This is a genomic window from Leptolyngbya sp. DQ-M1, assembly GCF_039962505.1.
Taxonomy (GTDB): Bacteria; Cyanobacteriota; Cyanobacteriia; order Leptolyngbyales; family Leptolyngbyaceae; genus Leptolyngbya.
Genome location: NZ_JAMPLJ010000013.1, coordinates 1 through 24,717 on the forward strand (window position 1 = coordinate 1; position 24,717 = coordinate 24,717).

Below are 24,717 nucleotides of genomic sequence, written 5' to 3' on the forward strand. Positions count from 1 at the left end.
AGTACATTGCCAAAGACAGAGTTGCAAATCGAGCAAGAGCGACTGAAATCTTGAATCAAGCGCTTCAGGTGGTGCTGTCGATCAAGTAGCGAAATTCTGTCCTCGCAGTGCAGAGGTTCTCAAATCTGAGCAATCGCATTTAGTCCAACGTTGCATTGATCGATTTCATCCACCAAACTTATCGATCGCTCTGAGAGTTCCTGTCTGCAATTGCTTCAATGCACCATCCCGAAAAGCAAGAAATCTTACAATCACCGCATTTCCAGCGATTGAGCGAAAAATAGAACAAAAGTTCTCTTTCACGAAAGGACAAACACAATAGGTCGATCGAGCTTCCCAACCGTGACCTAGCTCAGCAGTTGCACGTAAACATTCAAGAGCTAAAGGAAGCCAGGCTCCAACCTTCGCGCTCATTTGGCATTACGCATTCGAGACACAGGGCTGATCACTCCGGCTCAGGTCTAGCCGACTCGATCGGACGAACTACAACTCGACCGTTTTCGACAACAGTACAGAGCTTATGAACCTTTGCAGCAGGCTTTGCCAAGGGATGCTTTAGGGCATCACAGTGCTCAATCGCCGCATATTGCTGATCCTGCAACACTCGAACAAAGCCTGCACAAGATGAAGTTGGAGAAGCCATAGACGTTTGAATTCCTCCAGTTTCATGATGTGCCTGCGTCAGAACCCAGCGATCGCGGATTCTGCCACCGACGAAGACGAAGTGTGGACATTACAGATTGCGTTTAACGTTGGGCTTCGACGGGTGAAGGGATCTTTGCGTAAGCTGCATCACTGGCAATCAGCGTCCAGCCTGCCTCGCGTAATTTTTGATAAGTTGTCCAGCCCTTCGAGGCACCGCGAATCTGCAAATCGGGGACGCGATACTGAGGAAAAGCTGTATAGGGTGTCCAGGGTTGGTGAGGGCGTTCGCGAAGGTGAAGAATCTTCGTGCCTCCGCCCAATCCTGCTAACCAACACATTTGTCCAGCCATTGCCGTGATCTCCAGTGAAACAACTTCGATATTTGAGGTGCTTCAGACCCAACCCTATCGATTACGTCCACATTATGTCTCTTTTGTTTAAAGATCATTGATAAAAAGGCAGAAATATGCGTAAACAAATTCCCTCTTGAGATCGAGAAACGAAGAACCTATGCAGAAGAAATTGTCCTGAAACGCTTCAGTGAGAGTACACTGCTTAAGAAGCGAACATCTAATTTCACCGTTTGGTGACTCTACCGTCTCGCTTTTGCTGCATCTAGCTCACTTGGAGTAACGTTTTTTCAAACTTTTCTGTTTACTTCAATGAATTGCGGCTAGATATATTACAGAGCAAACCTACTGATATTCCGGCATCTCCACTTATCTCGTTAACATCGCTTTCAGTCTTCCCTAATTCTCCGTAACATCCCGGTATGGCATCAGTTGTAACTTCTGAGATCTCTTTGTTTGAGCTTGTCGCGGGTTCAGCCTCAGCACCGCCAGTCATGCACGTCAGCCCAGTTACGTTCAAAGCGCTGATGAGTAGTTTAATCGATCTGCTCATCGATCAGGGTGAGCCAGCATTAGTGTGGGCAAAGTTGCCGAAAGGAGAAGCGTGGCAATTGGAGTTTGATCGCTATCTTGATCGACTGACCCCGCTTCAGCAAATCTTTTACTTTAAGAATCCGCGCGACGACCTTCCAGAACCCGCATTAGGACTGAAAGCGGAACTCGAACCCTCATTACCTGCCTATGCGATCCCCGCGCTGACTACGATTACCCTGCCTCTAGAGAGTAGCTTAAGAAAAGAATTTTTTTTGCTGATTTGGTCGAAGCAATTTTGCGGATTGCTGGTTGGGCATCGCGCTAGAGTGCCCAACCGCGAAGCAGATGCGCTAGGGACAAGCACGATCGACGAGGATGTCACCGAAAAAAAGCAGTCCCTGATGGCATTTCTAGTCATTGACCCAGAAGTAATCCGGCAGGCGATCGCGGTGCTACAGCCGTTTGCGCCAAGAAGCGAAACGCTTCCAGAATCGAGTCCGCTTGATCTAGCCGTTATCAATCAGCTTTTAGCAAAACAGGTTCAGCGACAAGAAGACCTATGGCAGCGATCAAGTACGCATCGTCGGCAAGCTGAATTGGCAAATTTGCTCCAGCTTCAGAACGAGGAGCTAATTAGCACGATTCGATTAAAAGATGAGTTTTTGCACAACGTGGGGCAAGAGCTACGCACCCCGTTAACCAATATGAAGACAGCGCTGACGTTGCTCAATTCACCCACACTGAAACCTCAGCAAAAGCAGCGCTATATGGACTTGCTGGCAAGGGAGTGCGATCGGCAAAGTTCGCTGATCAAGAGCTTACTGGATCTGGTTAGTCTAGATCAGCTTGCAGAGCATCGGACGGCTCAGGCACTCCGGTTGAGCGAGATCGTTCCGGGCGTTGTCAGCACGTATCAACCTTTAGCAGAAGAGAAAGGAGTGAGGTTAGCGTATGTCATTCCTGAAGAGCTGCCAGCGATCGCCTGTTTATCGATTTGGTTAAAGCAGATTGTCGTGAATTTGCTGCATAACGCGATCAAATTTACCCCGCGTGGCGGGCAAGTTTGGGTACGGGCGAAACAGCAGGGAGATTATATTCAGCTTGAGTTTCGCGATACGGGGATCGGGATTCCATCGACTGAAATCCCCAAGATTTTCGATCGCTTTTATCGAGTTAGACAATCCGTGGATGATGATATGGGCGGTGCTGGCTTGGGATTGACGATCGTGCAGAAGTTGCTTCTACACTGTGGCGGCTCAATCACTGTGAAAAGCCGCATCGGGGAAGGATCAACGTTTAACGTCTTACTTCCGGTTTATCGCCACTCTGAGGAGAGCTGAGTCGCTTCTGCATAGGGGCTGTGATGCAGAACGACTCTAGAACACGTTATCAATTATGATTCAGTGTTGAATTTTAGCGACGATCGTAGTAAACCTTAGGGGAAACTGCGAGACATCATCCCCATTATGCAAGAACGTTTAATCAGAACTCTTGTTCTATTTATTGTTCTAACGGTTCTTTTTGGCATTCTCGAACGGCTTTTCCCTAGCATTCCCAATCAGCCTAAATGGCGGCGTGGAGTGTGGCTCGATACGTTTTATTGGTTCTTCACGCCAATGGCGATTCAGATTTTAAGCATCATCTCGATCGCGCTGATATTTGTGCCGATTTACTTACTCTTGGGTCGCTCACTGGCTTGGCATGATGTTCTCGCGGGATACGGCCCAATTGCACAGTTGCCCTTGTGGCAGCAGGGATTACTCGCGATCGTCATGGGCGATTTTGTGGGCTACTGGACGCATCGCTGGCATCACACTCAGCAGCTTTGGGATTATCATGCGGTGCATCATAGTGCTGATACGATCGACTGGCTCACGGCGGTGCGTTTACATCCCGTCAACGATATTATCTCGCGAGTGTGTCAATCGTCCCCAGTTCTGCTGCTTGGGCTTTCTCCGATCGCGGTTGAAGCTTATGTGCCGCTGCTGTCTGCTTATGTTGCGTTCATCCATGCGAACGTGCGCTGGACATATGGGCCGCTTCGCTATCTGCTTGCGAGTCCAGCGTTTCATCGTTGGCATCACACGACGGACGAGGACGGGCAGGGCAAAAACTTTGCGGGATTGTTTCCCATTTTTGATGTGATTTTTGGGACGTTTTATATGCCTTGTGGTAGACAGCCCCAGAATTTTGGTATCGCTGGAGAAACGATTCCGGAGAATTTTCGCTCTCATCTGCTTTATCCGTTCCGCAATTGGCGACAGGCGAAAAGGGTTGCTGAGTGATGCGGTAATGCTACATCTCTAACGACTCGCTACGGATCTGGGAGAGACGCGATTAGAAGCTTCGCTGCACCTACGGTGTTCGCGTCTCTAGGCGGGACTGGTGGGTTGTAGAACTTTTGGAGACTGGTATAAAACGATCGCTCCAATGAAAAACTCCGGGTTAAGATTCCCGGAGTTCTCGTAAAGTGATTTATTTTTCAATTTCGGATTTCATTCGGGCTAGCGTTAACGCCATTTGATCAAACATCTGCTGGGGAGTCATCCCAAACTGCCCTAACTGAGTTTTAAGCTGCTCAACGGTCATCTGAGCGGAGAAATCCTCGGAAAGCTCAAAGCGCTTCATAAAAACCTTGTAGCGATCCATAATGGCTTCCATCTGCTCGATGTACATCAGCTTGCCTTCACGATCGAACTTGCCATAACTACTGCCAAGCTGGACCAACGATTGATAGTCGTGGAATAGTTTTTTCGCTTCTTCTTGAACAATCTCGGAGTCAAAGAATCCCATTGCCTTAATCTGAGGTCACGCAGGACGCGGTAAATAATAGTTGCACAGGTGGTGCCTGACTTCATCATATTCCACGTCTTTCGCCGGTGTAAGTAGTGTTTTCACTACCTGAGTCGATCGAACAGGAATCAAATGTCTGCAACTGTGCCATTCTTCGCTATATTGAATCCACGCTAATTGCAGTAAAACATATGTTCAGTCAACCAAAAAGCCGAAGAGTTGCCGCGCTGTTGGCGATCGTCGGGGTTGTGCCGATCGTCGGTGGTTTTCATTTAGTCGGCTTACACAAACTCTATTTGGGACAACGCTGGTGGTGCTTGGTTTATCTTGCACTCGCGCTCACTGGAAGTAAAATTGCCTGGATTGCAGGGCTATTTGATGCGGTGTTTTACTTGATTCAGAATCCAGATGAGTTCGACGTGAATTTTAATGATGAAGCGGTGTCCGAAACAGGGACAATTAGCCTGCAATCGAACTCAGTCGTCACCGTTTCTGAAAGTTTGCGAGAACTCGATCAGCTCCGGCAAGATGGTTTAATTTCAGAATACGAGTTTGAACAAAAACGACGCAAACTTCTCGATCGTATTAAATAGCGATGCTCAATTGGTTCTCTTCTGCGCTGTTGAAGTCCAAAATTCAGAATGATCCGTATTATCGGTTTCAAACATTGGCTGAGATTCGGATTGCAGCGGACTTGGGCATTCAAATCGATGTGAATCAGGCGGGTGTCGATGATTGGCTAAGATTGCCAGGGTTATCCATTCATCAAGCGAAAACTTTGACGCAACTGAGCGAGTTGGGAGTGCAATTTCTCTGCGTCGAAGATGTTGCAGCCGCATTAGGATTATCTCTTCAGCGCTTGAAGCCGTTAGAACCGGTGATGAAATTCTGCTATTACGATCCTGAGAGTTTGCATCAGATTCAGCGAGTGAACTTGAACATGGCAACGGCGATAGAACTCACTCAGATTCCACAAATCCGATCGGTACTCGCACGAGCGATCGTCCGCAATCGTCAATCTCAAGGCAGCTATAAAGACCTCGTAGATCTACAACAGCGCCTTTCGCTACCAAATCATTTAATTGCAGAATTGATGCACTATTTACGGTTTTGAACAGCAATCAGGCACGCAATTCAGACGCAAATTCAGACACAATGTAGAAAACCGATCGTAAAACTGCGATGACTCAGGCAAAATCTAAATTTTCTAGTTTTGAAGAGTATCTAGCCTACGATGATGATACAGACCAGCTGTACGAATTAGTGGATGGGGAGCTAGTTGCGTTGCCGCCTGAGTCGGGTCGAAATAGTCAAATTCTTATGTTGATCATTCTGGCGATCGCTCCGCTCATTGATCCGCGCAGAATTCGAGTTCGGGGGTTAGAACTGGAAGTTCGAGGTAATCCGAGAAATCGCTTCCCTGATTTAACAATTCTCCACGAAGAACATATCGAACAGTTACAGCGCCGAGATACGATTCGACTTTCGATGCGCCCTCCTTTGTTGGTTATTGAAATCGTCAGTCCAGGCGAAGCAAATCGAGCCAGAGATTACAGCGACAAGCGTAACCAATATCAAGACCGTGGTATTCCTGAGTATTGGGTTGTTGACCCTCAAACGCAAGCTGTAACAGTATTAAAGCTAAACGAATCTGGAATTTACATCGAGCTTGGTGTCTTTCAGAACGACCAGCGCATTGAATCCCTTCTATTCCCAGAATTCAATCTGACTCCAGCACAGATGTTTGCGGCATGACGATCGAGGGAAAAGCCACGTTCAATGTCGGCAGTGCGTTCTACAATCCCAACGCTGCGATCGTCAGAGATTTAGCGGTACTTGCCGCTGCCGTCTATCGGCGCGATCGCGGACAGTTGCGGGTGTTGGATGCGATGGCGGGTTGCGGAGTGCGATCGCTGCGGTACGTCCTTGAAAGTCAGGCAGATTTCGTTTGGGCAAATGATAGTAATTCAGACATTCAAACCGTGTTACGCGAGAATCTAGCGGTACTCAAGCCAGAACAGTATCAGGTGAGCGATCGTGATGCGATTCGAGTATTTTTTGAGTGTTACAACTGTCAGGATTACTTTGATTTAGTGGATGTCGATGGGTTTGGCTCTCCGGTTCCGTTTGTTTCTGCAAGTCTGAGCGCTTGTGCAATTGGAGGATTAATCTATCTCACCAGTACAGATGGGCGCACTGTGACCGGACGCGCTCCAGAAAACTGTGTTGCAGATTACGGAGCTTATGCGCGAATTCATCCGGCAGCGCATGAACAGGGATTGAGACTGATTCTGGGAACTGTTCAACAACAAGCGGCTGCTCGCGGAATGGGTGTAAAGCCTGTATTTTCTTATTTCACTGGACAAACTTACCGAGTCATGGTGCGATTGGTTTCCTCGATCGAACTCACCGAGCAGAACTATGGATTTCTAGGCTTTTGTCATGAGTGCGGTACTTATCAACCTGTCGAATGGCGCAAGTTAGGTCGAGCGCAGTGTAGGAATGAGGGTCGATCGCTGGTGCTGAGCGGGGCAATGTGGTTAGGTAATCTACACGATCGACATCAGATCGCTCGCATGATTGAACTGGCAAATGCCTGGAATTGGTCATCGCAAGTTCGATTACTGGAATTGATGCAGGCGGAAGCAGAAATGCCGCCGTACTTCTACACGCTGGGCGAAATTGGACGACGCGGAAAATTAGACATTCCCAAATCAAGTTATCTGATTCAAACGCTGCAAAATTGGGGATATCGAGCCAGTTTAAGTCACGTCGAGCGAGAAGCAATTAAAACAGATGCAGATTTACCGACTTGCATTCGGGCGGCAAAGTCTTTTGCGATCGAGTAAACAATCGGGTAAACCGAAGTTGACTAAACCGCGAAGGACAGATTACCCTGGAGCTAGGAATGACCAAAAGTTAAGTTTTTTGGGTTCCGATCGCTCTCAAGCAAAGAAAGCAATTTTGGGTTAAGTTTTGGAATTGCTTTCGCGCCCAAAAGCAGTAAACACGGTGGTTTTATGCACTATCTAAAAGAAGTTCCAGACATATAGCGGGCATTGCTACAGCCTCGTCGGGAAGCACAATTTAGTGATTTGCAATTAGAATTTGAGCCATTTTAATCGTTGTTTTCTGATGTGTTCTGCATAACATATCAGGATTAGTGGTTTTGATGTTTTTTCTGATTTTCTAGTGATTGGTGCAATTTCGTGATTGCATCCAGCACTCTGTTGTGCGACTGAATACTTTTACATTCGCAGATCGTATTTTGTAGCATTTGAAAAAGGAAAAGTTTGTATGTTATCCGTTGATGTAAATGTTGCTTATCGCATTGCAACATCGAAAGACGTGGATGTTTTACTCGAATTGGTTCAAGAGTTTCATCAAATTGAAAAACTACCGTTCGATCCGGTTCTCGATCGTGTTTCGCTCCAGCAATTTCTCAGTAATCCTGCACTCGGTCGAGTTTGGTTAATTACCGAGCGCAATCAGGTTATCGGTTACGTTGCTGTAACCTTTAGCTATAGCATTGAATTTCGCGGTCTCGGTGCTTATATCGATGAGTTGTATCTCCGTTCTGCCTATCGAGGACAGGGCATCGGCACTCAGACGCTGAAGTTTGTCGAGCGGTTTTGCCGATCGCAGAACATTCCCTCGATCTCCTTATCTGTCCACGATGATAATGAACGCGCCTACAAGGTGTATCGCAAAGCAGGATACGACGATCGCGGCTATCAAGTGATGATGAAAGCAATCGCGTAAATCAAACCTTTGATAACGCCTGATCTTGCTTCAAATCATTTTGATTCACCCAGATCGATCGCTGACCGTTAGAAATCCGGCATAGATAGAACGCTTTATCGTGGATTACCTGCTCGACATTCAGAATTGTCCAGCCTGGTTTTCCACGGTAAAGCACAGCTTCTCCGACTCTAGGAACCCAAGAGCCGATCTTATGAGTTGGAGTCAATCTTGCATCGGTGTAATGCCAAAGCGCGATCGCTCCTCGCTCAATCCAGGGTGTGACCCGATCTGCGATCACCGCCAAAATCAAGGTTCCAACGACCATCAATGGCAACACCTGATAGTACAAATCAAGCTGATTGCGAACATACAAATTTAAGGTTCGATCGACCACAAAATTATGAATCAGAAAATAACTATAGCTATGAATACCCAGCCATACCATCACAGTGCCTAGCTTGAGACGATCGCTCAGGAATCGGAACACCACCATGCAACAGAGTGTTAGCCCGATCGCTAAGAGAAAATCATCAAAAATCCAACCCAATCGATAGAACTGAGCCACAAAACCGATCGCATATAGGCTCAGTCCGATCAACAATGCTCTCGAAGACCGCCAGAAAATTGCACCCTTTCCTTGCACATACTGACGCGCTACAACCATGCCTAAAACGAAGGTACTGAGCTTCGCAATGAAATGCACAAAGGGTTGCCAACCTGCTGCCGCACCGACGATCGCATAAGTCGGATGTCCCCCAAAAACAAACACCCCGAACGCACGATAGATAAACGTGACCGCCGTTGCCACAATCAGTAAGTTGCGCGATCCCCAGCGATTCATCAAATACCAAAGCACCGGAAACACTAAAGCAAAGCTCAGAATCAGGGGCACAAACCACCAAGGGCCACTGGTGGGTAGCAACAAATCGCCGCCGTAATCAAACAAAATCGGAAACGACATTCCCGCAAAAGTATGCCACGCATCCGGGATATAGCTATTGGTTGTTTTCCCAACAATCCACAGCACCGGATACGATAGCCACGCAACTGTCCAGAACGGCAACAGAATCCGCAGCAATCTGCGTTTGAGAAATCGTCCCACCTCGATCGGCTTGCCCTTCAGAGACAGCACCAAACTAAAGCCACTCACCAACACAAACACATCGACAAACTGATAGCCAAACCAAATCGGCAAGCTCAACGCTTGAGTGATCCAACTCTCTCCGAGTTGGCGAGTGGCTGCAAAAAGCTGCTGCATATTTGCAATCAGTCCCGTCGGCTGAGGCGTAAAGGCATAGCGCGTGAACAATAGCTGAGCATGGTAAAACAGCAGCAACGCCGCCGCAAAGATCCGGATGCCTTCTAACCACGCCAACCGCCTTAATCCTTTTGACTCAGCCATTCGTTCTCTCCACTCAACTGCTGCATTGCTTGACGATCGTTCCACCGCTTAAGTTTCTCTGGCGTTTGGGTGCAGTGTCTCGTCAGCCTGCCACTCTATCACCTCTTTGATTACTCAACGTTAACAGTGAGTTTATAGAAGTTCATCTCGCACAAGAAAGACTAATGGGACACTGAGCGAATACGGAAGGTAGATCAGCTTAAAATCTCTGCGCCCAATGTTCTATCCATCCGGAGTGACGGACATTACTCATATAACAAGCATAACCCTCGTATAAAACAACACCATTACCCGTGAATTTACTCATTGAAATTAGGAAGAGAAAATAAAAATCCCCAATTCCACCGTGTGGATCCTTGAATAAATCCGATTCAATCTGTGCAAGACATACGAGATCCTCATTATGAAAATTCGATTCACCCCCAAAGACTTATCAGTGCTCGAAGACTTTCGGATCGATCGATTAAGACAGCTTTATGTTCAAACGTTGTCCGGCTGCGCCCTAGAACTGAAATTTAATACCCTCTTAATTCACTGCTCAGAACCCTGGTGCGTTGATCAGGTCATGGAAGAACTCGATCGCCTTGTCAAAGCCTCATGGATTGTCTTAGGCGTGAAATCCGTCTCAATCTGCTACGCCACTGAAGAAGTCTGTCGGATTAACACTCGCGCTCGTCAGCAAAAGTGCATCACAAGCTAAGGACATTCGCCGTTTACCATAGAGCATAGAGCCTTTGGGTAAACGAAAACGATGACACTTCCTTCAGTCAAAATCGCGTTAACGATCGCCGGATCAGACAGTGGCGGTGGTGCGGGAATTCAAGCCGATTTGCGAACGTTTGCGTTTCATTGCGTTCATGGAACCAGCGCCCTGACTTGTATTACCGCACAAAATACGCTGGGAGTGACACGAGTAGATGCACTGCCACCCGAAGCAGTCACAGCGCAAATTCAAGCCGTTGTTCAAGACATCGGCGTACAGGCGGCAAAAACCGGAATGCTGCTGAATCAAGGCATTATCACAGCCGTGTCCGAACAAGTTGCTGCCTGCCAAATTTCCAACCTCGTCGTTGACCCAGTGATGGTGTCCCGCACTGGAGCACAACTCATCGACGATGTAGCGATCGATGCTCTGAAAACGCTTCTCATCCCCCAAGCGATCGTTCTGACTCCGAATCGCTACGAAGCTCAGTTACTGAGCGGCATTGAAATTAATACCTTAGAAGAAATGCAGACCGCCGCGCAGCGCATTGCTGAACTGGGGGCGAAGTCGGTTTTAGTCAAAGGAGGCGGCATGACTAATGCCCTGCGTGGAGTCGATGTCTGGTTTGATGGCGCTCAGTGCGAAACCTTTGCAGCTCAGCGAATCGATACAAAACATACGCACGGCACAGGGTGTACCCTTTCAGCCGCGATCGCCGCAAACCTAGCGCTTGGAAAAGATCTGCGATCGGCAATCAAAGCTGCAAAAGATTATGTGACGACTGCATTAGAGTACGCACTGGCGATCGGTCAGGGGCAAGGGCCTGTGGGTCATTTCTTTCCGCTGATGCAGAGATCGATCTAACCATTACTGAAATCTCTTCCAAATGATACGGTTTTCCTCCTGTTCCTGAATTCGCCCAAGTTTGACTAAACCGCCACAATAGAGAAAATAACTAAATTTCTGCTCATCGTTTGTTAATTTGAGAATTCACCTTTGCAGAAGGACTGGATGGATCTACTCCTTGTGCTGTAGCTGATTTTCCCCTGAGCGCAGCTATATTGGAGTGTTTTCATGTCTTCGTTTGCGGCTTCTAGTGCGCTAGAAAATCGCCTACTTTCAGCGCTTCCTTTCGAGATTTATCAAAAATTAGCGGCTCATCTAGAGCCAGTCATGCTCTCACCGCAGCAAATCCTCCACCCGATTGGTGAAGGGATCGCTTACGTTTATTTTCCGATCCGATCGCTGGTTTCGCTGACGACGTTACTTTCAAACGGCTCGATGCTCGAAGTCGGATTGGTAGGACGCAACGGATTTGTAGGAGCTTCCGTGGTTTTAGGACGCCGCGAAAGCGTCCAGCAGGCGATCGTTCAAGTGGGCGATTCTGCCTTTCGTTTACCAATCGAACAGCTTCTAATTGAATTCGAGCAAAGTCCAGCTTTACAGTCACTTTTATTAGAATACGTCCAGGTTTTATTACTTCAAACTTCGCAGCTCGCGGCGTGTCATCGCTTTCATCACATCCGCGAACGGCTGGCACGACAATTATTATTAATTCAATCTGCCTTAAGCATCGACGAATTTACCCTGACTCATGAGGCGCTTGCACAGATGTTGGGCACTCGTCGATCGGGCGTGACGGTTGCGATCGGAGAACTAACCCAACTGGGAGCAATTCAGTGCAGTCGGGGGCGCATTTCGATCGTTCAGCCGCAAGTTCTCGAATCGATTTCCTGCGAATGCTTTGCGGTGATTCGAGAAGAGTGCAACCGATTTAACTACAGGCATCCGCGATCGCGCTGATGTTTAAGCGTCTGCTGCAAGTTCAGGTGGCTGGGCTGATAACTTCGCTGCGGCATGGGGCGCATAGTAGCTTGCGACTAGAGCAACGCTGAGCCACCATAACACACTCACTTCTGGTCGATACCAAACCGTATCGACCGCACCATGCCCCAACATTCCCGCGATCGTCGTGATCGCGCCAATCAGCCAGAATCCGTCTGAATCGCCCATCGCTCTCAAGCGCCGTAGCTGCAAAAATCCCTGATTAGATGTCACCAGCAACAACCACAGAAATGCTGTCAGCCCAATCAAACCTGACTCGACTGCAATCTCTAGCAGCACCGAGTATGCACTCAAGGCACTAAATCGTGCGGCTGCGTACAGCGGATAAATGCGCTTGAAGACTAGATCCCCTGGGCCAAATCCTAGAATCGGACGATCGCGAATCATTTCCAGTACCGATCGCCAAACGTTCAATCGAAACGCATTACTACTATCGCCACTGCCCGCGAACATACTGCCTACTCGGTAGCGGAACGGTGTGACAAAAATAAATCCCAGCACCAAAATCCCCGCCAGTCCCCCAAACACAAGCGGTAACGCCCACAGCCGCAAGAATCTCGGCAAATACGCACTCCACCAATACCGCAGCAGCACCACGAGCACTAACGCCGCAACGACTAATCCGATCCATCCTCCCCGGCTCTGGGTCAACAGTAAACACGCTGTATTGATCCCAAACATAACGATCGCCAGCACTTTCGGTAGCCAGCGTTTCCAGACAAAGATCGCACTAAACGACAGCCACACCGCAGGCATCAAATATCCAGCTAGTAGATTCGGATTGCCTAAAAAACTATATACCCGTGTAGACTGCGCCAGCGGTGACTCTGGATCAACCCACGTCGCCAACGCATCCGCACCGTGAATCGACTGCCGAACTCCATAGCTGCTCACCACCAGCGCCACAAGTAGAAACGCGGTGATACAGAACGATCTCAGTTTCGGCGATCGCAGCACTCGCGCCATCAAAATGAAAAACATCAGATAGAGTGACAGCTTCCCCAATCCCAAAAACGCCAAGCGCTTGACTGGAGAAAGCGCTGCCGCTGTTGCAGCAATTCCCCAAAACAACAGCACTAGCAAATGAATCGGCGTAAACCCCAAACGGGGATCACCGTCAGAAACCGTTAACAAGATCCAGAACAAAATACAACTCGCAAGCAGCCAACCGATCAGATTCGTGGCAACAAACGGAGAAAGAGCAAACACAAGACTGATCAGCAGTGCCCCGATTGCATCTCCTTGCTGCATCAGCCAACTGTGCTGTCGCCAAGTGGACAGCGATCCCACCAGTCGATGAACATAGCTCACCTGCCCCCACTGCCAAACGGGGAGCGTGGTCAGTGTCACTTGTTGCCAAACCGAATTCATACGCGGATTTCCTGTGCTTTGAAGCAAAAACAGCCCTAGCGAATTAGGCTAGGGCTATTATCCGCGATATTGGCGTTTTGACAAGGCTACTGCGTTAATCGGGGCAAAGTGATCACATATCGGTATCCCGGTTCTGATGATCCTTGAATCAAGATTTGCCCACCGTGCATCTCCGCAAGTTGCCGACTCAGCAGCAAGCCGAGATTCTTCCGGGCGGTGTCAGCATCGGTTTCCGAGAACTGATCAAGGTTGTTAAACTTTGGAGCACTGAGGGCGGTCGCAACCGGGATGAGTCCCGCGCTTGCACGATGCCCATGACTCTGCATCTCGTACTCAAATGACGCGATCGCGCTGGTTTGCGGCATTAGCATTTCGTTAAAACCAAGCCCCTCGCCGAGACAGGGGTGCGCCGCCCAAACCGTTAGCCGCAGTCCGCTGCTCTTTTGCGAAACGTGCAGGCGCACGATACTACCCGCTGTCGAGGACTGAACCACGCTAAACAGCAAGTGATAGAGCATTTGGCGAATCTTGTCTTTGTCGAGTAGCCAAATACGATTACCGGGTTCAACCGATAGCCGAATTTGCTGCTCTCGACGATTGGCAGCTTGCTCTAAGGTACTGATTGCCTGCTGACAGACCATCTCAATGTCGATCGACGATAAGTTCAGCGCTCGGCTTTGGTCGTCAAGCTGCGACAGTTCTAGAATTTCCTTTACTAAAGATAATAGGTACTGCCCGCTGTGATGAATGATATCGAGATACTCTTTTTGCTTGCTAGTCAGGGGGCCGTAGATTTCGCGATTGAGTACACTTGCCATTCCCATAACGGAGGTCAATGGGGTGCGTAACTCCTGAGTGAGTTGAGCCAGGAGTTCAAACTTAATGGGGTTTGAAGGCGGAGGGAGGGCGGCAGGCTGAACTCTCGGTGCAGGTTTGACGACTTGAGCTTTAACCATTTGCAGGCGCTCATATTCACTCATGCTGAGGCGGGCAGTCAGCAGGAGAAATTCGATATCCCGTTCTGTGAAGTTTCGGGGGCGAGAATCCATGACACAAAGCGTACCGACACACTCGCCGCTGACCGTCAGCAGGGGCGCACCGAGATACGCACGAATGCCGTACTGTTGACACAGCAAAGAGTTGGCAAACGCTGGGTGCTCAAGCGTGTCCTCGATCGCCAAAACCTGCTGGCTATCCATCACATGCACACAGAAGGCGTGTTCGCGGGGCAGTTGTCGGGAAAGCGCCAAGTCATTCATTAAGCCCAAGCGCGAGAGACCAACCGCAGATTTGAACCACTGACGCGATTGATCGATCGCGCTGAGCAAGCTAATTGGCGCACCGAGCGAGTGAGCAGCGGTTTGAGTTGCTTCCTCAAAAATCGGTACAACTTCGGTATCGAGCAACCCGAGTTCCGTCAGTACCAGTAGACGCTGCTGCTCACGAGCAGCAGCCGTTAACCCATCTAATCGGCAAAATAGCCTGATTTCGGGGATTCCCATTCCAACCCCAATCCTCGATCTAAAGAACTCCTCGACCATCTGACAATCCAGTGCTTTAGGGAACAACGACTGTCAAACAGTCTTCAACTATACACAGATTGCCCTGACTTGCTGGTAAATCAACGTTCACTAGCAAGAGAGATTACGGAAGTTTAAGGGTTTGGGCGGTTCTAGTCTGATGAAATTACGGACAAAATGACTCCAGCAGATTATTTTGTCCAAGCGGAATGATTTAGGAGTGCAGCAATCACTCGAACGCCGCGGAGCTGATTGGAGAGCGGCAAGTGTCCTTTAGGCGCATTCAGACTCCAGGTAAAGCCGTCGGGATAGCGCGTCCAGGTGTAGCCAGATTTCCAGCCGATTTTTTCCCACAGTTTTTCCCATTTTTTGCCAACACTGAGCCAGATTTGCCGCTGCACCGAAAAGCCGTAGCGATAGTCGGAATGAGCCAGCCACAAGGCATCGATCGTGTGTAAATCTGGGGTCGGGAAGTTCTCAACCTCGGTGAAGTAGAGCCATTTGCGAAGGACGGCGGATTCTCCCGCCAGTTCACACAGTTTTTGAATTGTGAGGAGATCGGCGGCTTGGAATTTCTGCTGGGCGAGGAGTTGCTGAAGTTCGGTGTAGTCGATGTTGCGATCGGACTTGAGCGGGATGGTTCCAGTGGGGAAGTGCTGCTGAAGAAACTCCAACACTTTTGGCGCTTGAGTGTTGAACAGGGTTTGATAAATTTTGGCGCTGACTCGGCGCGATTCAGGACGATCGAGCAAAAATTCCATCAGCGCAGGAAATCCGTCTTCACCAAGGGCGGAGAGTTCGTCGATCGCCTGAAGCTGCACCTTTTCGGAGTCTGATCGAAGCTTCAGTTGGAGCGTCGCAATGCTACCGGGAAGATCGAGGGCTGAGGAGGTTTCTAAATTAGTCATGTAAACCATGTGGGTGTTAGGGGGTTCGGGTTACGCCTCTCAAAATTCGATCGACGATCGCTGTCGTTGAAGACGGTACTTCAATATCGATGAGACGAACTTGTCCGCCGTAGGATTGTACGATCGAGGCTTCGGGCAATGTCTGTAGATTGTAGTCACCACCTTTAGCATAAATCTCAGGGCGGAGCGCTTCAACTAGCTCGCAAGCAGTTTTTTCAGAAAAAATCACGACTCCATCGACAGATTTCAGCGCCGCTAAGACTTCGGCACGTTCTAGCTCAGTCACAATCGGACGGGGTGGGCTGCGATCGGGCTTAATTAATCGAATTGATTCGTCACTATTTAATCCAATCACGAGTGATTGTCCGAGCTGTCTGGCTGAGTTGAGGTAGCGCACATGACCCAGATGCAGCAGATCGAAGCAGCCGTTCGTCACCACAAGCGGTCGCCAGCGAGCGGGATCAGATGCGATCGCAGTCTTTAGCACCTTCAGAGAATAAATGCCCACACTCATGCGTTTTCTTCATGGGTTACAGGTTCAGTAGAGGGCAGTCGGTAGCCTCTTTCAAACGCATAGCGCACGAGTTGCGATCGATTTTCAAGCTGTAGTTTGCTCAAAATGTTGCTTAAATGCGTTTGCACGGTGCGCGGACTGACAAATAAATGATCGCCAATCTGCTTGTTGGTGTGACCTTGAATGACTTCCCAGAACACTTTTTCTTCAGCAGGAGTTAGGGGTAGTGGATTTACGGTTTGCGAGGATGTTTCGTTCGACGGTTGGCTCGACTGCTGCATCAGGCGCACAATTTCGGTGTGGATGCGGCGCGATCGTTCCAATTGCCCTTCGATCTTTGCTAATAATTCTCTTGGTTCAAAGGGTTTGGTCAAATAATCATCGGCTCCGATCGAATGACCTTGAACGCGGTCTTCTACTTCGCTGCGTCTGGAGAGAAAGATAAAGGGAACCAGTTGTCCGGTTCTGAGCGATCGTAAGCGGCGACAAAATTCGAGTCCGTCCATTTCTGGCATAACCACGTCAGACACCACTAAATCTGGCAAATCTTGTTCAAATAGGGCTAATCCTTCGATTCCCGATGCTGCACCCTGTACCGCATATCCGCGTTTTTCTAAAAATCGAATGAGTGCGACTCGCAGTGCAGTATCATCATCGACAATCAAAATTTTTTTCATGCGCCTCTCCAGAAGCTCAAGCCGATTCATTTCTACCTGTCGTGCGATCGAAACTAAGAAACGAACTTAACCTATTCACTCAGTTAGTCAACGGATTAACCGAAAGTTTTCCCTTATTATGGTATCCCAGTGACTGATGGCTCTGAGGTTTCAGGCTTATCTTTACGTTCTAGCTGCGTGAATTTGTCTTGCTTTTACCTAGCCAATAAGAGATAAATTGCAAGATTGGTTTGCTGATTTGGCACACCGCCCAACTTATCCTAACTTGAGAATTGCTCGATCATGTACGAAAAAATTACACCTCCTTCGACGGGTTCTGCGATTAGATTTGAGAACGGAGAACCGATCGTTCCAGATAACCCGATTATTCCATTCATTCGAGGAGATGGAACGGGCATTGACTTGTGGCCCGCATCGCAGAAGGTCTTTGATGCGGCAGTTCAGAGGGCATACGGCGGGAAGCGTCAGATCACTTGGTTCAAGATCTACGTTGGCGATGAGGCTTGCGAACAGTATGGAACGTATCAATATTTACCTGAAGACTCGCTAGAAGCGATTCGAGAATTCGGTGTGGCGATCAAAGGCCCATTGACAACCCCGATCGGCGGTGGGATTCGATCGCTGAATGTAGCGTTGCGCCAAATCTTTGATCTGTATGCCTGTGTGCGTCCCTGTAAGTATTACGCCGGAACACCTTCGCCACATCGCTATCCGGAGAAACTCGATGTCATCATCTATCGTGAGAACACTGAGGATATCTACCTGGGGATCGAGTGGAAACAAGGCAGCGAGATTGGCGATCGTTTAATCAAGCTGCTGAATGAGGATCTGATTCCCAGCACTCCAGAACACGGGAAAAAGCAGATTCCGCTCGATGCGGGCATTGGAATTAAGCCGATCAGTAAGAAAGGATCGCAGCGTCTTGTGCGTCGAGCGATTCAACACGCGCTCCGGTTGCCGAAGCATAAACAAACGGTGACGCTGGTTCACAAAGGTAACATTATGAAGTACACCGAAGGCGCGTTTCGGGATTGGGGATATGAACTAGCGACAACGGAGTTTCGATCAGAGTGTGTGACCGAGCGTGAATCCTGGATTCTTGGTAACAAAGAGAAAAACCCGAATCTGACGATCGAAGAAAATGCCCGTCAGATTGATCCGGGTTATGGTTCGATGACTCCAGATAAGCAAGCATCAATCTGCAAAGAAGTGCAAATGGTTCTTGATTCCATTTGGGAAACGCATGGAAGCGGGAAATGGAAGGAGAAAGTAATGATTAACGATCGCATTGCGGATAGCATTTTCCAACAGATTCAGACCCGCCCGGATGAATACTCGATTTTAGCGACGATGAACCTGAACGGAGATTATATTTCCGATGCTGCGGCTGCGATCGCGGGTGGTTTGGGCATGGCTCCCGGTGCAAATATCGGAGATGCCTGCGCGATTTTTGAGGCAACTCATGGTACGGCTCCAAAACATGCAGGACTTGATCGCGTGAATCCCGGTTCACTGATTCTTTCTGGTGTGATGATGCTGGAATATTTGGGCTGGCAAGAAGCAGCAGATTTGATCAAGGGCGGATTGGCGAAGGCGATCGAGCAGCGCGAGGTAACGTATGATTTAGCGCGATTGATGGAACCTCCAGTTGAGCCGCCGCTGAAATGCTCTGAATTTGCGGATGCAATTATTCGGAATTTTTAAACCGAGAATCGGGATTGTTCAAGCGTGGTTCAATCCCGATTTTTTCAGGGATTCGAGAAGGTGTTGATATTCCCGCCGCCGATCGTGCGTCCGGGAATCGATCGCGGTACGGAAAACGGTTGCTGATTCACCACCGGAGCATTCTGCATTACACCGAAATTTTGAGTTTCAACAGGTTGGGGTGTGAGAGCTTGCGGTGCAACAGGTGAAGCAACAGGTGCATTAATCGGAGGTGCATTGATCGCAGGTGCAATGGGTAAAGGCGCAGAAACAGTCGGAATGGTTCCAGGAACGATCGGCTGTGTACCTTCGATTAGCGCTGAAAACGAATTTTGAGGTGCGGCATTGATTGAGGTTCCTATATTGGGAGTATCCAAGCGAATTGTGCCTTCGATCGGAGGTTGCGAGACGATCAAACGGTTCTCAGTGGCTAATTTCGTCAGTGCCTCTTGCAGTCGGTTTGGCGGCAGTGCGGTCTCCGTTGTAGCGGGTCGCGTTGTATAGGGAAGCCCAAGTTCTGTTGATGAGGCGCTTCTAAGCGTTCCGGTTGTTTCTTGTGTTTCTGGCTCAGACTGGGCGCTCGCATCAGTCGGAGTAGAAAAGAGCCGATTTGGAGTCGCAGCATTTTGCGGTGTTGCAGTTGGAGCGGTAGGCGCGATTAAAAATTGAGCCGTTTCCGGTCTGGATGCTGCTTTGATGTCGTTCATCAAGAGCGACAAGGAATCAATATCGGCACCGATCGCCCGATCTTCTGGTGACAGGGTGTCCTCAGCCGCCGGGTTCTCAAGCTCACGAGCAACTTCTGTGCGGCTGAAGAATTCCCAGGTAAACAACACCAAAAACAACAGCGCGATCGCAGGTGCCCAAACGACAGGACGACCGATCGGGCGCAGCCGCGCTAATCCATACCGAACCCAGGATGGCTGATGCCGCATAGACTAAATCCATGATACTTAAGGCTGATTGTATTCTATTTAACACAGAAGAATTGAGAAAATCTCGTCAGTCTTTACTAAGTTGTGCAATACAATCCGGGGCATCGTGGGTCGGACTGTTGACGGTTAGCGGAACCGGATACGATCGCATAGTAGCACTGGCGTAGGGGTGAAGGAGCGATTGGGCTGATTTGAAGCTTGGATCGAGCCAGTGATCGTACTCGTCTTTGCTGAGGATCACGGGCATTCGATCGTGAACGGTTGCTGCAAGCTCATTCGCTTCAGTCGTGATAATTGTGCAAGTTTCAACAGTTTCACCGTCTGGAGAGTTCCAGCGCTCCCAGAGTCCGGCAAAGGCAAAAGGTTGATGGTCTTCTAATTGGAAGTAGAACGGCTGCTTTTTACCCGCTTGCTTTTTCCATTCGTAGTAGCCATCCGCCACAATCAGACAGCGACGGCGCTTAAACGCATCGCGGAATGAAGGTTTCTCACTGACTGTTTCAGCGCGGGCGTTGATTAGTTTATTTCCGATCGCCGGATCTTTCGCCCAAGCGGGAATCAACCCCCAGCGTAAGAGTTTGAAGTGATGCGGTTCGACGATCGCGCCGATGGGTTGAGTGGGGGCAATGTTGTAGCGCGGTTGCCAGTTAGGAATTTCGTCGAGGTCGAAGGTTTGGGCGATCGCGTCTGCTGTATGAGTTTGGGTAAATCTTCCGCACATAAAAATCGTGATTTTGGAGGCTTTCCTCAGTACACAAGAACTCCGACTTCGTTGAGAAAATCGGAGTTCTTGTTAGTTTAGGAGAATCGCAAAACTCTATGGCTTTTCAAAATCGATCTCTTGACGTTCAAAGTGGTTTTTCACATTGTCTACCACGTTGTAAGCATTTTTGCCCGGATCAGCGAGAGATTCGTCAACGCCCTCGGTCGAACCTGCAACCGCTTTCCAAGCGTCCAGTCCACCTTTCAACTCTGAAACACTGTTAAACCCTGCTTGACGCAGCAGGTTTGCAGCTTCAGCCGTTTCTTGATCGCTTGCACCGTAAACGTAGATATCGCGATTCGATTCAAAGTTATTTTTTGCTAAATCGACCAGCTTGTCGATCGGAAACTCCATTGCTCCCATGATGTGACCTTGGTTATAAACATCACGCGGACGCACATCTAGAATCGTCAGTCCGGGTTCGCCCCACTCTAAGCGAGACTTCAGATCATGAACTGAAGACTGTGCCTTCAATCCAGGCGGCGTAGGAGTGATATTCGGCAGCATTTCTTTAGCTTTTTCAATTGCATCTTCTACTTTAGACATAATAAAAATTTCCCGTAGAGGTCATGATCAATCTAACGGGGAGGCGTGGGATCGCTTATCTGGCTAAAGTGAGAAGGTGCCGATCGTCGCAAGGTAGATTTGCGAAACTTATTCAAATGGATTCGTGCGCCAAGGGGTTGGATCGACGGCGGCACCATGCACGAATAAGCCCCAATGTAAGTGAGATCCGGTTGCGGCTCCGGTAGCTCCGATCGCACCGATGCGCTGTCCGGGTCTAACAACATCTCCTTCTTTGACATCGATCCGGCTCATGTGAATGTAGATGGTTTCAACTCCCTGACCGTGATCGAGTCCGACACAGTTTCCATGCACTTTGAAGCCTTGGGATTCTCGCCCGATTAAGACTACGCGACCTGCTGCTGGAGCCACGATCGCTGATCCGTATCCACCTGCATAATCAATCCCACGATGATAATAATCTTTGGCAAAGACTCCGTTGTAATAGCGGCGAATGCCGTAACCTGCGGTCACTCCACCCTGACTTGGACGCGCAAATTTGCCTGACCAAAGTTTTTCTGGAGAAACGATCGCTTTAAACGCATCAATGCGATCGAATTCGTAGTCACTGCCGTTGTCATCTTTTCCGGGAGGTAGCCAAATGCTTTGAGTTGGAAACGATCGATTTCGCAAGGTAATTGGGATCGTCTGGGTATCCGTTCCCGCAGAAATTTGAATCGAGAGGCGACCAGGACGATCGAGCGGTGTTGTAGGTAGAAGCGATCGATAACGGTTATTGCCCAAATCAAACGATGGATAGGTCTTCCCGTTAAAGCGAATTGTCGGGGCGGTTTGAGATTGGGTGATCACGGAAATCGTATCTCCAAGCGCGGGCGATCGCGGCGTAATCTGGGCTTGGAGAGCGCGGGACGGAGCGGTGAGGAAGACGATCGACAGTGCGACAACCAGCGAGATGACCAGCGAGAACAAAGTGGAACGTTTTGTCAGGAACACGGCTTTAAGTTGATACAAAACTGCCAACAGTTTACAGTTTGGCAAGACGGGAATTGTGTCGAGAGGCGAAAAATGATCTGGAGAAGGCTAGGGGCAATTTTGGCGATTTGGCTTTGTTTGAGTTTGCCAGTGTGGGCGGATGTAGAGGTTTATCAAACTCGTACAAATCACGACCCGGATGGCATTGGCAAAATTTACATGGGGCGTGAAATTGCTCAGATCATGGGGCATCAGGGCGCAGGGTGGTTGGAGCGATCGAGCCGCGCATCCGAAGAACAGCCCCAAAAAGTGATTGCCGCACTGAATCTCAAACCAGATAGCGTAGTTGCGGATATTGGAGCAGGCACCGGGTATTTCAGCTTCCGAATTGCCTCTGGGGTGCCACAAGGCAAAGTGTATGCAGTAGATGTTCAGCCGGAAATGCTGGAGATTTTGAACTCTCTGAAAGATGAGAAGAAAATCCCGAATGTTGAGCCGATCTTAGGGAGTGAAACAAATCCGAATTTGCCGGAAAACAGCGTTGATTTAGCATTAATGGTCGATGCGTATCACGAGTTTGAATATCCCCAAGAAATGATGGCGGGAATTGTACGATCGCTCAAACCTCACGGGCGAGCGGTTCTAGTCGAATACCGAGGCGAAAATCCCTTCGTGTTGATCAAACCGCTACACAAAATGACTCAGAAACAAGTGCGGCAAGAAATGACGGTTGCAGGACTTCGCTATGTTGAAACTCGCAACGGTTTACCGCAGCAGCACATCTTCATCTTTGAAAAAGTAGTCTAGGTATGGAAACATACCTTAACGGTCTATCTTCATTGCACTAGTGATATGGTGTGCAAGTTAGACATGAGCGTTTAAGATGAGAGCCTTAATGTTGGGAGTTTTGCTGCTTGGATCGCCCACTTATGCAGCAGAACTCGACCTTGATCCGAAAGTAATTCAGAACAGTCCAGTCCTGCAACGCTGGCAAAAACAAGTCCCAAATGTGACCGAAGAAATTAAAACTGATCCGAGTTTTCGCACAAGATTACGGATTGGCTATTCTGCTTCAGAATTAAATCTTGGAATTGAAGATTTGCGAATTGATCGTACCCGTTTCACTACCAGCGCGAATTATCAATCCTCAAACTGGGGTGCAGATTTACATTACTATGCTCGTCCCCTCGGAAGTTACATCAATGTCGCGCCGCTGGTGGGATATCGGCAGTTAAACGTGCAAGGAGAAACGATCGACGGCGCAAATCTAGGCATCAGAGCGCTGTTTGTTCTCTCTCGCGGAGGCGGTGCAGATATTAGCCTGACTCAAAGCTGGGTGGCTCCGTTTAGCGCAGAACAAACAGGATTGACGACATTATCGATCGGCTACGCCCTCACACACAATCTCAGACTCTCCACCGAGTTTCAAAAACGCAATTCTCCGATTCAGAAAGAGAGTCGATTTGGCATCGGTTTAGAATGGATGCCTTAAGATTAAAGATGTTCTGAATTTTTGAAAGTGCGATCGTGACTATTACTCCGCTTCCTCCTAATCAGTCTGTATCAATTGAAAACCGCCCCGATACTTTGGGTCGATTCGGCAAATTCGGCGGTAAATACGTTCCTGAAACATTGATGCCAGCACTGGCAGAACTCGAAGCCGCTTATAAACAGTACAGTCAGGATTCCAGCTTTCAAGCAGAACTCCAGTCGCTTCTGCGCGATTATGTCGGTCGTCCGAGTCCGCTTTATTTTGCTGAGCGCTTAACCCAACATTACGCTAAGCCAGACGGAACCGGAGCGCAGATTTATCTCAAGCGCGAAGATTTAAACCACACAGGCGCACACAAGATTAACAATGCGATCGCTCAAGCGCTCCTCGCCAAGCGCATGGGCAAACAGCGCGTGATCGCCGAAACCGGAGCCGGACAGCATGGAGTGGCAACTGCAACCGCTTGCGCTCGATTTGGGTTGAAATGCGTTGTTTACATGGGCGTTCACGATATGGAACGTCAATCGTTGAATGTGTTTAGAATGCGCCTGATGGGTGCAGAAGTTTGTCCAGTCGCAGCCGGAACCGGAACGCTCAAAGATGCCACCTCCGAAGCGATTCGGGATTGGGTGACAAATGTAGAGACGACGCATTACATTCTCGGCTCAGTTGCAGGGCCGCATCCCTACCCGATGATTGTGCGCGATTTTCACGCAATTATCGGTCAAGAAACCCGCGCTCAATGTCAGGAAAAATGGGGCGGCTTGCCGGATATTTTGCTGGCTTGTGTTGGCGGCGGCTCGAATGCAATGGGATTGTTCCATGAATTTGTCGAAGACCCCAGCGTTCGCATGATCGGAGTTGAAGCCGCAGGGCATGGAGTCGAAACCGATAAACACGCGGCAACTTTAACCAAAGGGCGGGTCGGAGTGCTGCATGGCGCAATGAGCTACTTGTTACAGGATGAAGACGGACAAGTGATCGAGCCGCATTCGGTGAGCGCGGGCTTAGATTATCCGGGCGTTGGGCCTGAACATAGCTATCTGATGGAAGTTGGACGGGCAGAATACTACGCTGTCACCGATGAGCAAGCCTTAGCTGCATTCCAGAAGCTTTCACAGCTAGAAGGAATCATTCCGGCATTGGAGACATCACACGCGATCGCTTATCTCGATACGCTTTGCCCGCAACTGTCGGGAAGCCCTCGGATTGTGATTAACTGCTCTGGGCGCGGCGATAAAGATGTCTTGAGCGTCTCGAAAATTCTTAATCCTTAGTGTTTTTGCCCGTTTGAGCTAAAATCCAGACGGGCTTTATCGT

General features: G+C 49.0%; 27 protein-coding genes. 14 read left to right on the plus strand and 13 right to left on the minus strand.

Going from position 1 to position 24,717, the window contains the following annotated elements:
- Positions 1 to 445: 445 nt before the first annotated feature.
- Positions 446 to 643 (minus strand): hypothetical protein, encoded by a 198-nt coding sequence (locus NC981_RS22910; protein ID WP_348245019.1) that lies wholly within the window; start codon positions 641 to 643, stop codon positions 446 to 448.
- A gap of 103 nt (positions 644 to 746) precedes the next feature.
- Positions 747 to 995, minus strand: a complete 249-nt coding sequence (locus NC981_RS22915; protein ID WP_348245021.1) for a hypothetical protein — start codon at positions 993 to 995, stop codon at positions 747 to 749.
- Positions 996 to 1,417: 422 nt separating this feature from the next.
- Between NC981_RS22915 and NC981_RS22920 the strand changes: the two genes are divergently transcribed.
- A complete protein-coding gene (locus NC981_RS22920; protein ID WP_348245023.1) occupies positions 1,418 to 2,869 on the plus strand; it encodes an ATP-binding protein in 1,452 nt (483 codons plus the stop codon).
- A 126-nt stretch (positions 2,870 to 2,995) separates the two neighbouring features.
- Complete coding sequence (locus NC981_RS22925) at positions 2,996 to 3,814, plus strand: sterol desaturase family protein (protein WP_348245025.1); 819 nt, start codon at positions 2,996 to 2,998, stop codon at positions 3,812 to 3,814.
- A gap of 190 nt (positions 3,815 to 4,004) precedes the next feature.
- On the opposite strand, the gene NC981_RS22930 is transcribed toward NC981_RS22925, so the two are convergent.
- A complete protein-coding gene (locus NC981_RS22930; protein ID WP_190376496.1) occupies positions 4,005 to 4,322 on the minus strand; it encodes a DUF1825 family protein in 318 nt (105 codons plus the stop codon).
- Between the two features lie 191 nt (positions 4,323 to 4,513).
- Between NC981_RS22930 and NC981_RS22935 the strand changes: the two genes are divergently transcribed.
- The 5 genes from NC981_RS22935 (at position 4,514) to NC981_RS22955 (ending at position 8,084) form a co-directional block, all read left to right on the plus strand.
- On the plus strand, positions 4,514 to 4,915 hold the full coding sequence (locus NC981_RS22935; protein WP_348245028.1) for an SHOCT domain-containing protein: 402 nt from the start codon (positions 4,514 to 4,516) through the stop codon (positions 4,913 to 4,915).
- Positions 4,916 to 4,917: 2 nt separating this feature from the next.
- A complete protein-coding gene (locus tag NC981_RS22940) occupies positions 4,918 to 5,436 on the plus strand; it encodes a ComEA family DNA-binding protein (RefSeq protein WP_348245030.1) in 519 nt (172 codons plus the stop codon).
- 68 nt (positions 5,437 to 5,504) lie between these two features.
- The gene (locus NC981_RS22945) at positions 5,505 to 6,077 is read left to right on the plus strand and encodes a Uma2 family endonuclease (RefSeq protein ID WP_348245032.1); all 573 of its coding nucleotides are present in this window, start codon (positions 5,505 to 5,507) and stop codon (positions 6,075 to 6,077) included.
- Entirely contained in the window at positions 6,074 to 7,171 is a 1,098-nt protein-coding gene (locus NC981_RS22950) for a tRNA (guanine-N1)-methyltransferase (RefSeq protein WP_348245034.1), read from the plus strand. The genes NC981_RS22945 and NC981_RS22950 overlap by 4 nt, the downstream gene beginning before the upstream one ends.
- A 448-nt stretch (positions 7,172 to 7,619) precedes the next feature.
- On the plus strand, positions 7,620 to 8,084 hold the full coding sequence (locus NC981_RS22955) for a GNAT family N-acetyltransferase (protein ID WP_348245036.1): 465 nt from the start codon (positions 7,620 to 7,622) through the stop codon (positions 8,082 to 8,084).
- A 1-nt stretch (position 8,085) separates the two neighbouring features.
- On the opposite strand, the gene NC981_RS22960 is transcribed toward NC981_RS22955, so the two are convergent.
- Positions 8,086 to 9,468: an acyltransferase gene (locus NC981_RS22960; protein WP_348245038.1), complete on the minus strand. Its 1,383-nt coding sequence runs from the start codon at positions 9,466 to 9,468 to the stop codon at positions 8,086 to 8,088.
- Between the two features lie 403 nt (positions 9,469 to 9,871).
- Between NC981_RS22960 and NC981_RS22965 the strand changes: the two genes are divergently transcribed.
- The 3 genes from NC981_RS22965 (at position 9,872) to NC981_RS22975 (ending at position 11,974) form a co-directional block, all read left to right on the plus strand.
- Positions 9,872 to 10,168: a hypothetical protein gene (locus NC981_RS22965; protein ID WP_348245040.1), complete on the plus strand. Its 297-nt coding sequence runs from the start codon at positions 9,872 to 9,874 to the stop codon at positions 10,166 to 10,168.
- A 51-nt stretch (positions 10,169 to 10,219) separates the two neighbouring features.
- Positions 10,220 to 11,035: a bifunctional hydroxymethylpyrimidine kinase/phosphomethylpyrimidine kinase gene (thiD, locus tag NC981_RS22970; RefSeq protein ID WP_348245042.1), complete on the plus strand. Its 816-nt coding sequence runs from the start codon at positions 10,220 to 10,222 to the stop codon at positions 11,033 to 11,035.
- A gap of 210 nt (positions 11,036 to 11,245) precedes the next feature.
- A complete protein-coding gene (locus NC981_RS22975; RefSeq protein WP_348245044.1) occupies positions 11,246 to 11,974 on the plus strand; it encodes a Crp/Fnr family transcriptional regulator in 729 nt (242 codons plus the stop codon).
- 3 nt (positions 11,975 to 11,977) lie between these two features.
- On the opposite strand, the gene NC981_RS22980 is transcribed toward NC981_RS22975, so the two are convergent.
- The 5 genes from NC981_RS22980 to NC981_RS23000 all read right to left on the minus strand — a co-directional run bounded on the left by NC981_RS22980 (position 11,978) and on the right by NC981_RS23000 (position 17,006).
- Positions 11,978 to 13,387: an IctB family putative bicarbonate transporter gene (locus NC981_RS22980; protein WP_348245046.1), complete on the minus strand. Its 1,410-nt coding sequence runs from the start codon at positions 13,385 to 13,387 to the stop codon at positions 11,978 to 11,980.
- Positions 13,388 to 13,473: 86 nt separating this feature from the next.
- Positions 13,474 to 14,889 carry a GAF domain-containing sensor histidine kinase gene (locus NC981_RS22985; protein WP_348245048.1) on the minus strand — a complete coding sequence of 472 codons (1,416 nt, stop codon included), beginning with the start codon at positions 14,887 to 14,889 and terminating at the stop codon, positions 13,474 to 13,476.
- A gap of 209 nt (positions 14,890 to 15,098) precedes the next feature.
- Positions 15,099 to 15,815, minus strand: a complete 717-nt coding sequence (locus tag NC981_RS22990) for a GUN4 N-terminal ARM-like repeat domain-containing protein (RefSeq protein WP_348245095.1) — start codon at positions 15,813 to 15,815, stop codon at positions 15,099 to 15,101.
- Between the two features lie 16 nt (positions 15,816 to 15,831).
- Complete coding sequence (gene rfaE2 / locus NC981_RS22995; protein WP_348245050.1) at positions 15,832 to 16,329, minus strand: D-glycero-beta-D-manno-heptose 1-phosphate adenylyltransferase; 498 nt, start codon at positions 16,327 to 16,329, stop codon at positions 15,832 to 15,834.
- Entirely contained in the window at positions 16,326 to 17,006 is a 681-nt protein-coding gene (locus tag NC981_RS23000) for a response regulator transcription factor (protein ID WP_348245052.1), read from the minus strand. The genes rfaE2 and NC981_RS23000 overlap by 4 nt, the downstream gene beginning before the upstream one ends.
- Before the next feature lie 282 nt (positions 17,007 to 17,288).
- Between NC981_RS23000 and NC981_RS23005 the strand changes: the two genes are divergently transcribed.
- Positions 17,289 to 18,710 (plus strand): NADP-dependent isocitrate dehydrogenase, encoded by a 1,422-nt coding sequence (locus tag NC981_RS23005; RefSeq protein ID WP_190376482.1) that lies wholly within the window; start codon positions 17,289 to 17,291, stop codon positions 18,708 to 18,710.
- A 44-nt stretch (positions 18,711 to 18,754) separates the two neighbouring features.
- Here the strand turns inward: NC981_RS23005 and NC981_RS23010 are convergent, their stop codons facing one another.
- The 4 genes from NC981_RS23010 to NC981_RS23025 all read right to left on the minus strand — a co-directional run bounded on the left by NC981_RS23010 (position 18,755) and on the right by NC981_RS23025 (position 21,881).
- Positions 18,755 to 19,645: a hypothetical protein gene (locus NC981_RS23010; protein ID WP_348245054.1), complete on the minus strand. Its 891-nt coding sequence runs from the start codon at positions 19,643 to 19,645 to the stop codon at positions 18,755 to 18,757.
- A 67-nt stretch (positions 19,646 to 19,712) separates the two neighbouring features.
- A complete protein-coding gene (locus NC981_RS23015; RefSeq protein WP_348245057.1) occupies positions 19,713 to 20,366 on the minus strand; it encodes an SOS response-associated peptidase in 654 nt (217 codons plus the stop codon).
- A 96-nt stretch (positions 20,367 to 20,462) separates the two neighbouring features.
- The gene (locus tag NC981_RS23020; RefSeq protein WP_190376479.1) at positions 20,463 to 20,954 is read right to left on the minus strand and encodes a rhodanese-like domain-containing protein; all 492 of its coding nucleotides are present in this window, start codon (positions 20,952 to 20,954) and stop codon (positions 20,463 to 20,465) included.
- Between the two features lie 108 nt (positions 20,955 to 21,062).
- A complete protein-coding gene (locus NC981_RS23025) occupies positions 21,063 to 21,881 on the minus strand; it encodes a M23 family metallopeptidase (RefSeq protein WP_348245097.1) in 819 nt (272 codons plus the stop codon).
- A gap of 117 nt (positions 21,882 to 21,998) precedes the next feature.
- Between NC981_RS23025 and NC981_RS23030 the strand changes: the two genes are divergently transcribed.
- From NC981_RS23030 to trpB, 3 genes are all read left to right on the plus strand, one after another.
- On the plus strand, positions 21,999 to 22,712 hold the full coding sequence (locus NC981_RS23030) for a class I SAM-dependent methyltransferase (RefSeq protein ID WP_348245059.1): 714 nt from the start codon (positions 21,999 to 22,001) through the stop codon (positions 22,710 to 22,712).
- Positions 22,713 to 22,788: 76 nt separating this feature from the next.
- Entirely contained in the window at positions 22,789 to 23,397 is a 609-nt protein-coding gene (locus tag NC981_RS23035; protein WP_348245061.1) for a hypothetical protein, read from the plus strand.
- A gap of 35 nt (positions 23,398 to 23,432) precedes the next feature.
- Positions 23,433 to 24,674, plus strand: coding sequence for a tryptophan synthase subunit beta (gene trpB / locus NC981_RS23040; RefSeq protein WP_348245063.1), 1,242 nt, complete (start codon positions 23,433 to 23,435; stop codon positions 24,672 to 24,674).
- Positions 24,675 to 24,717: the final 43 nt, after the last annotated feature.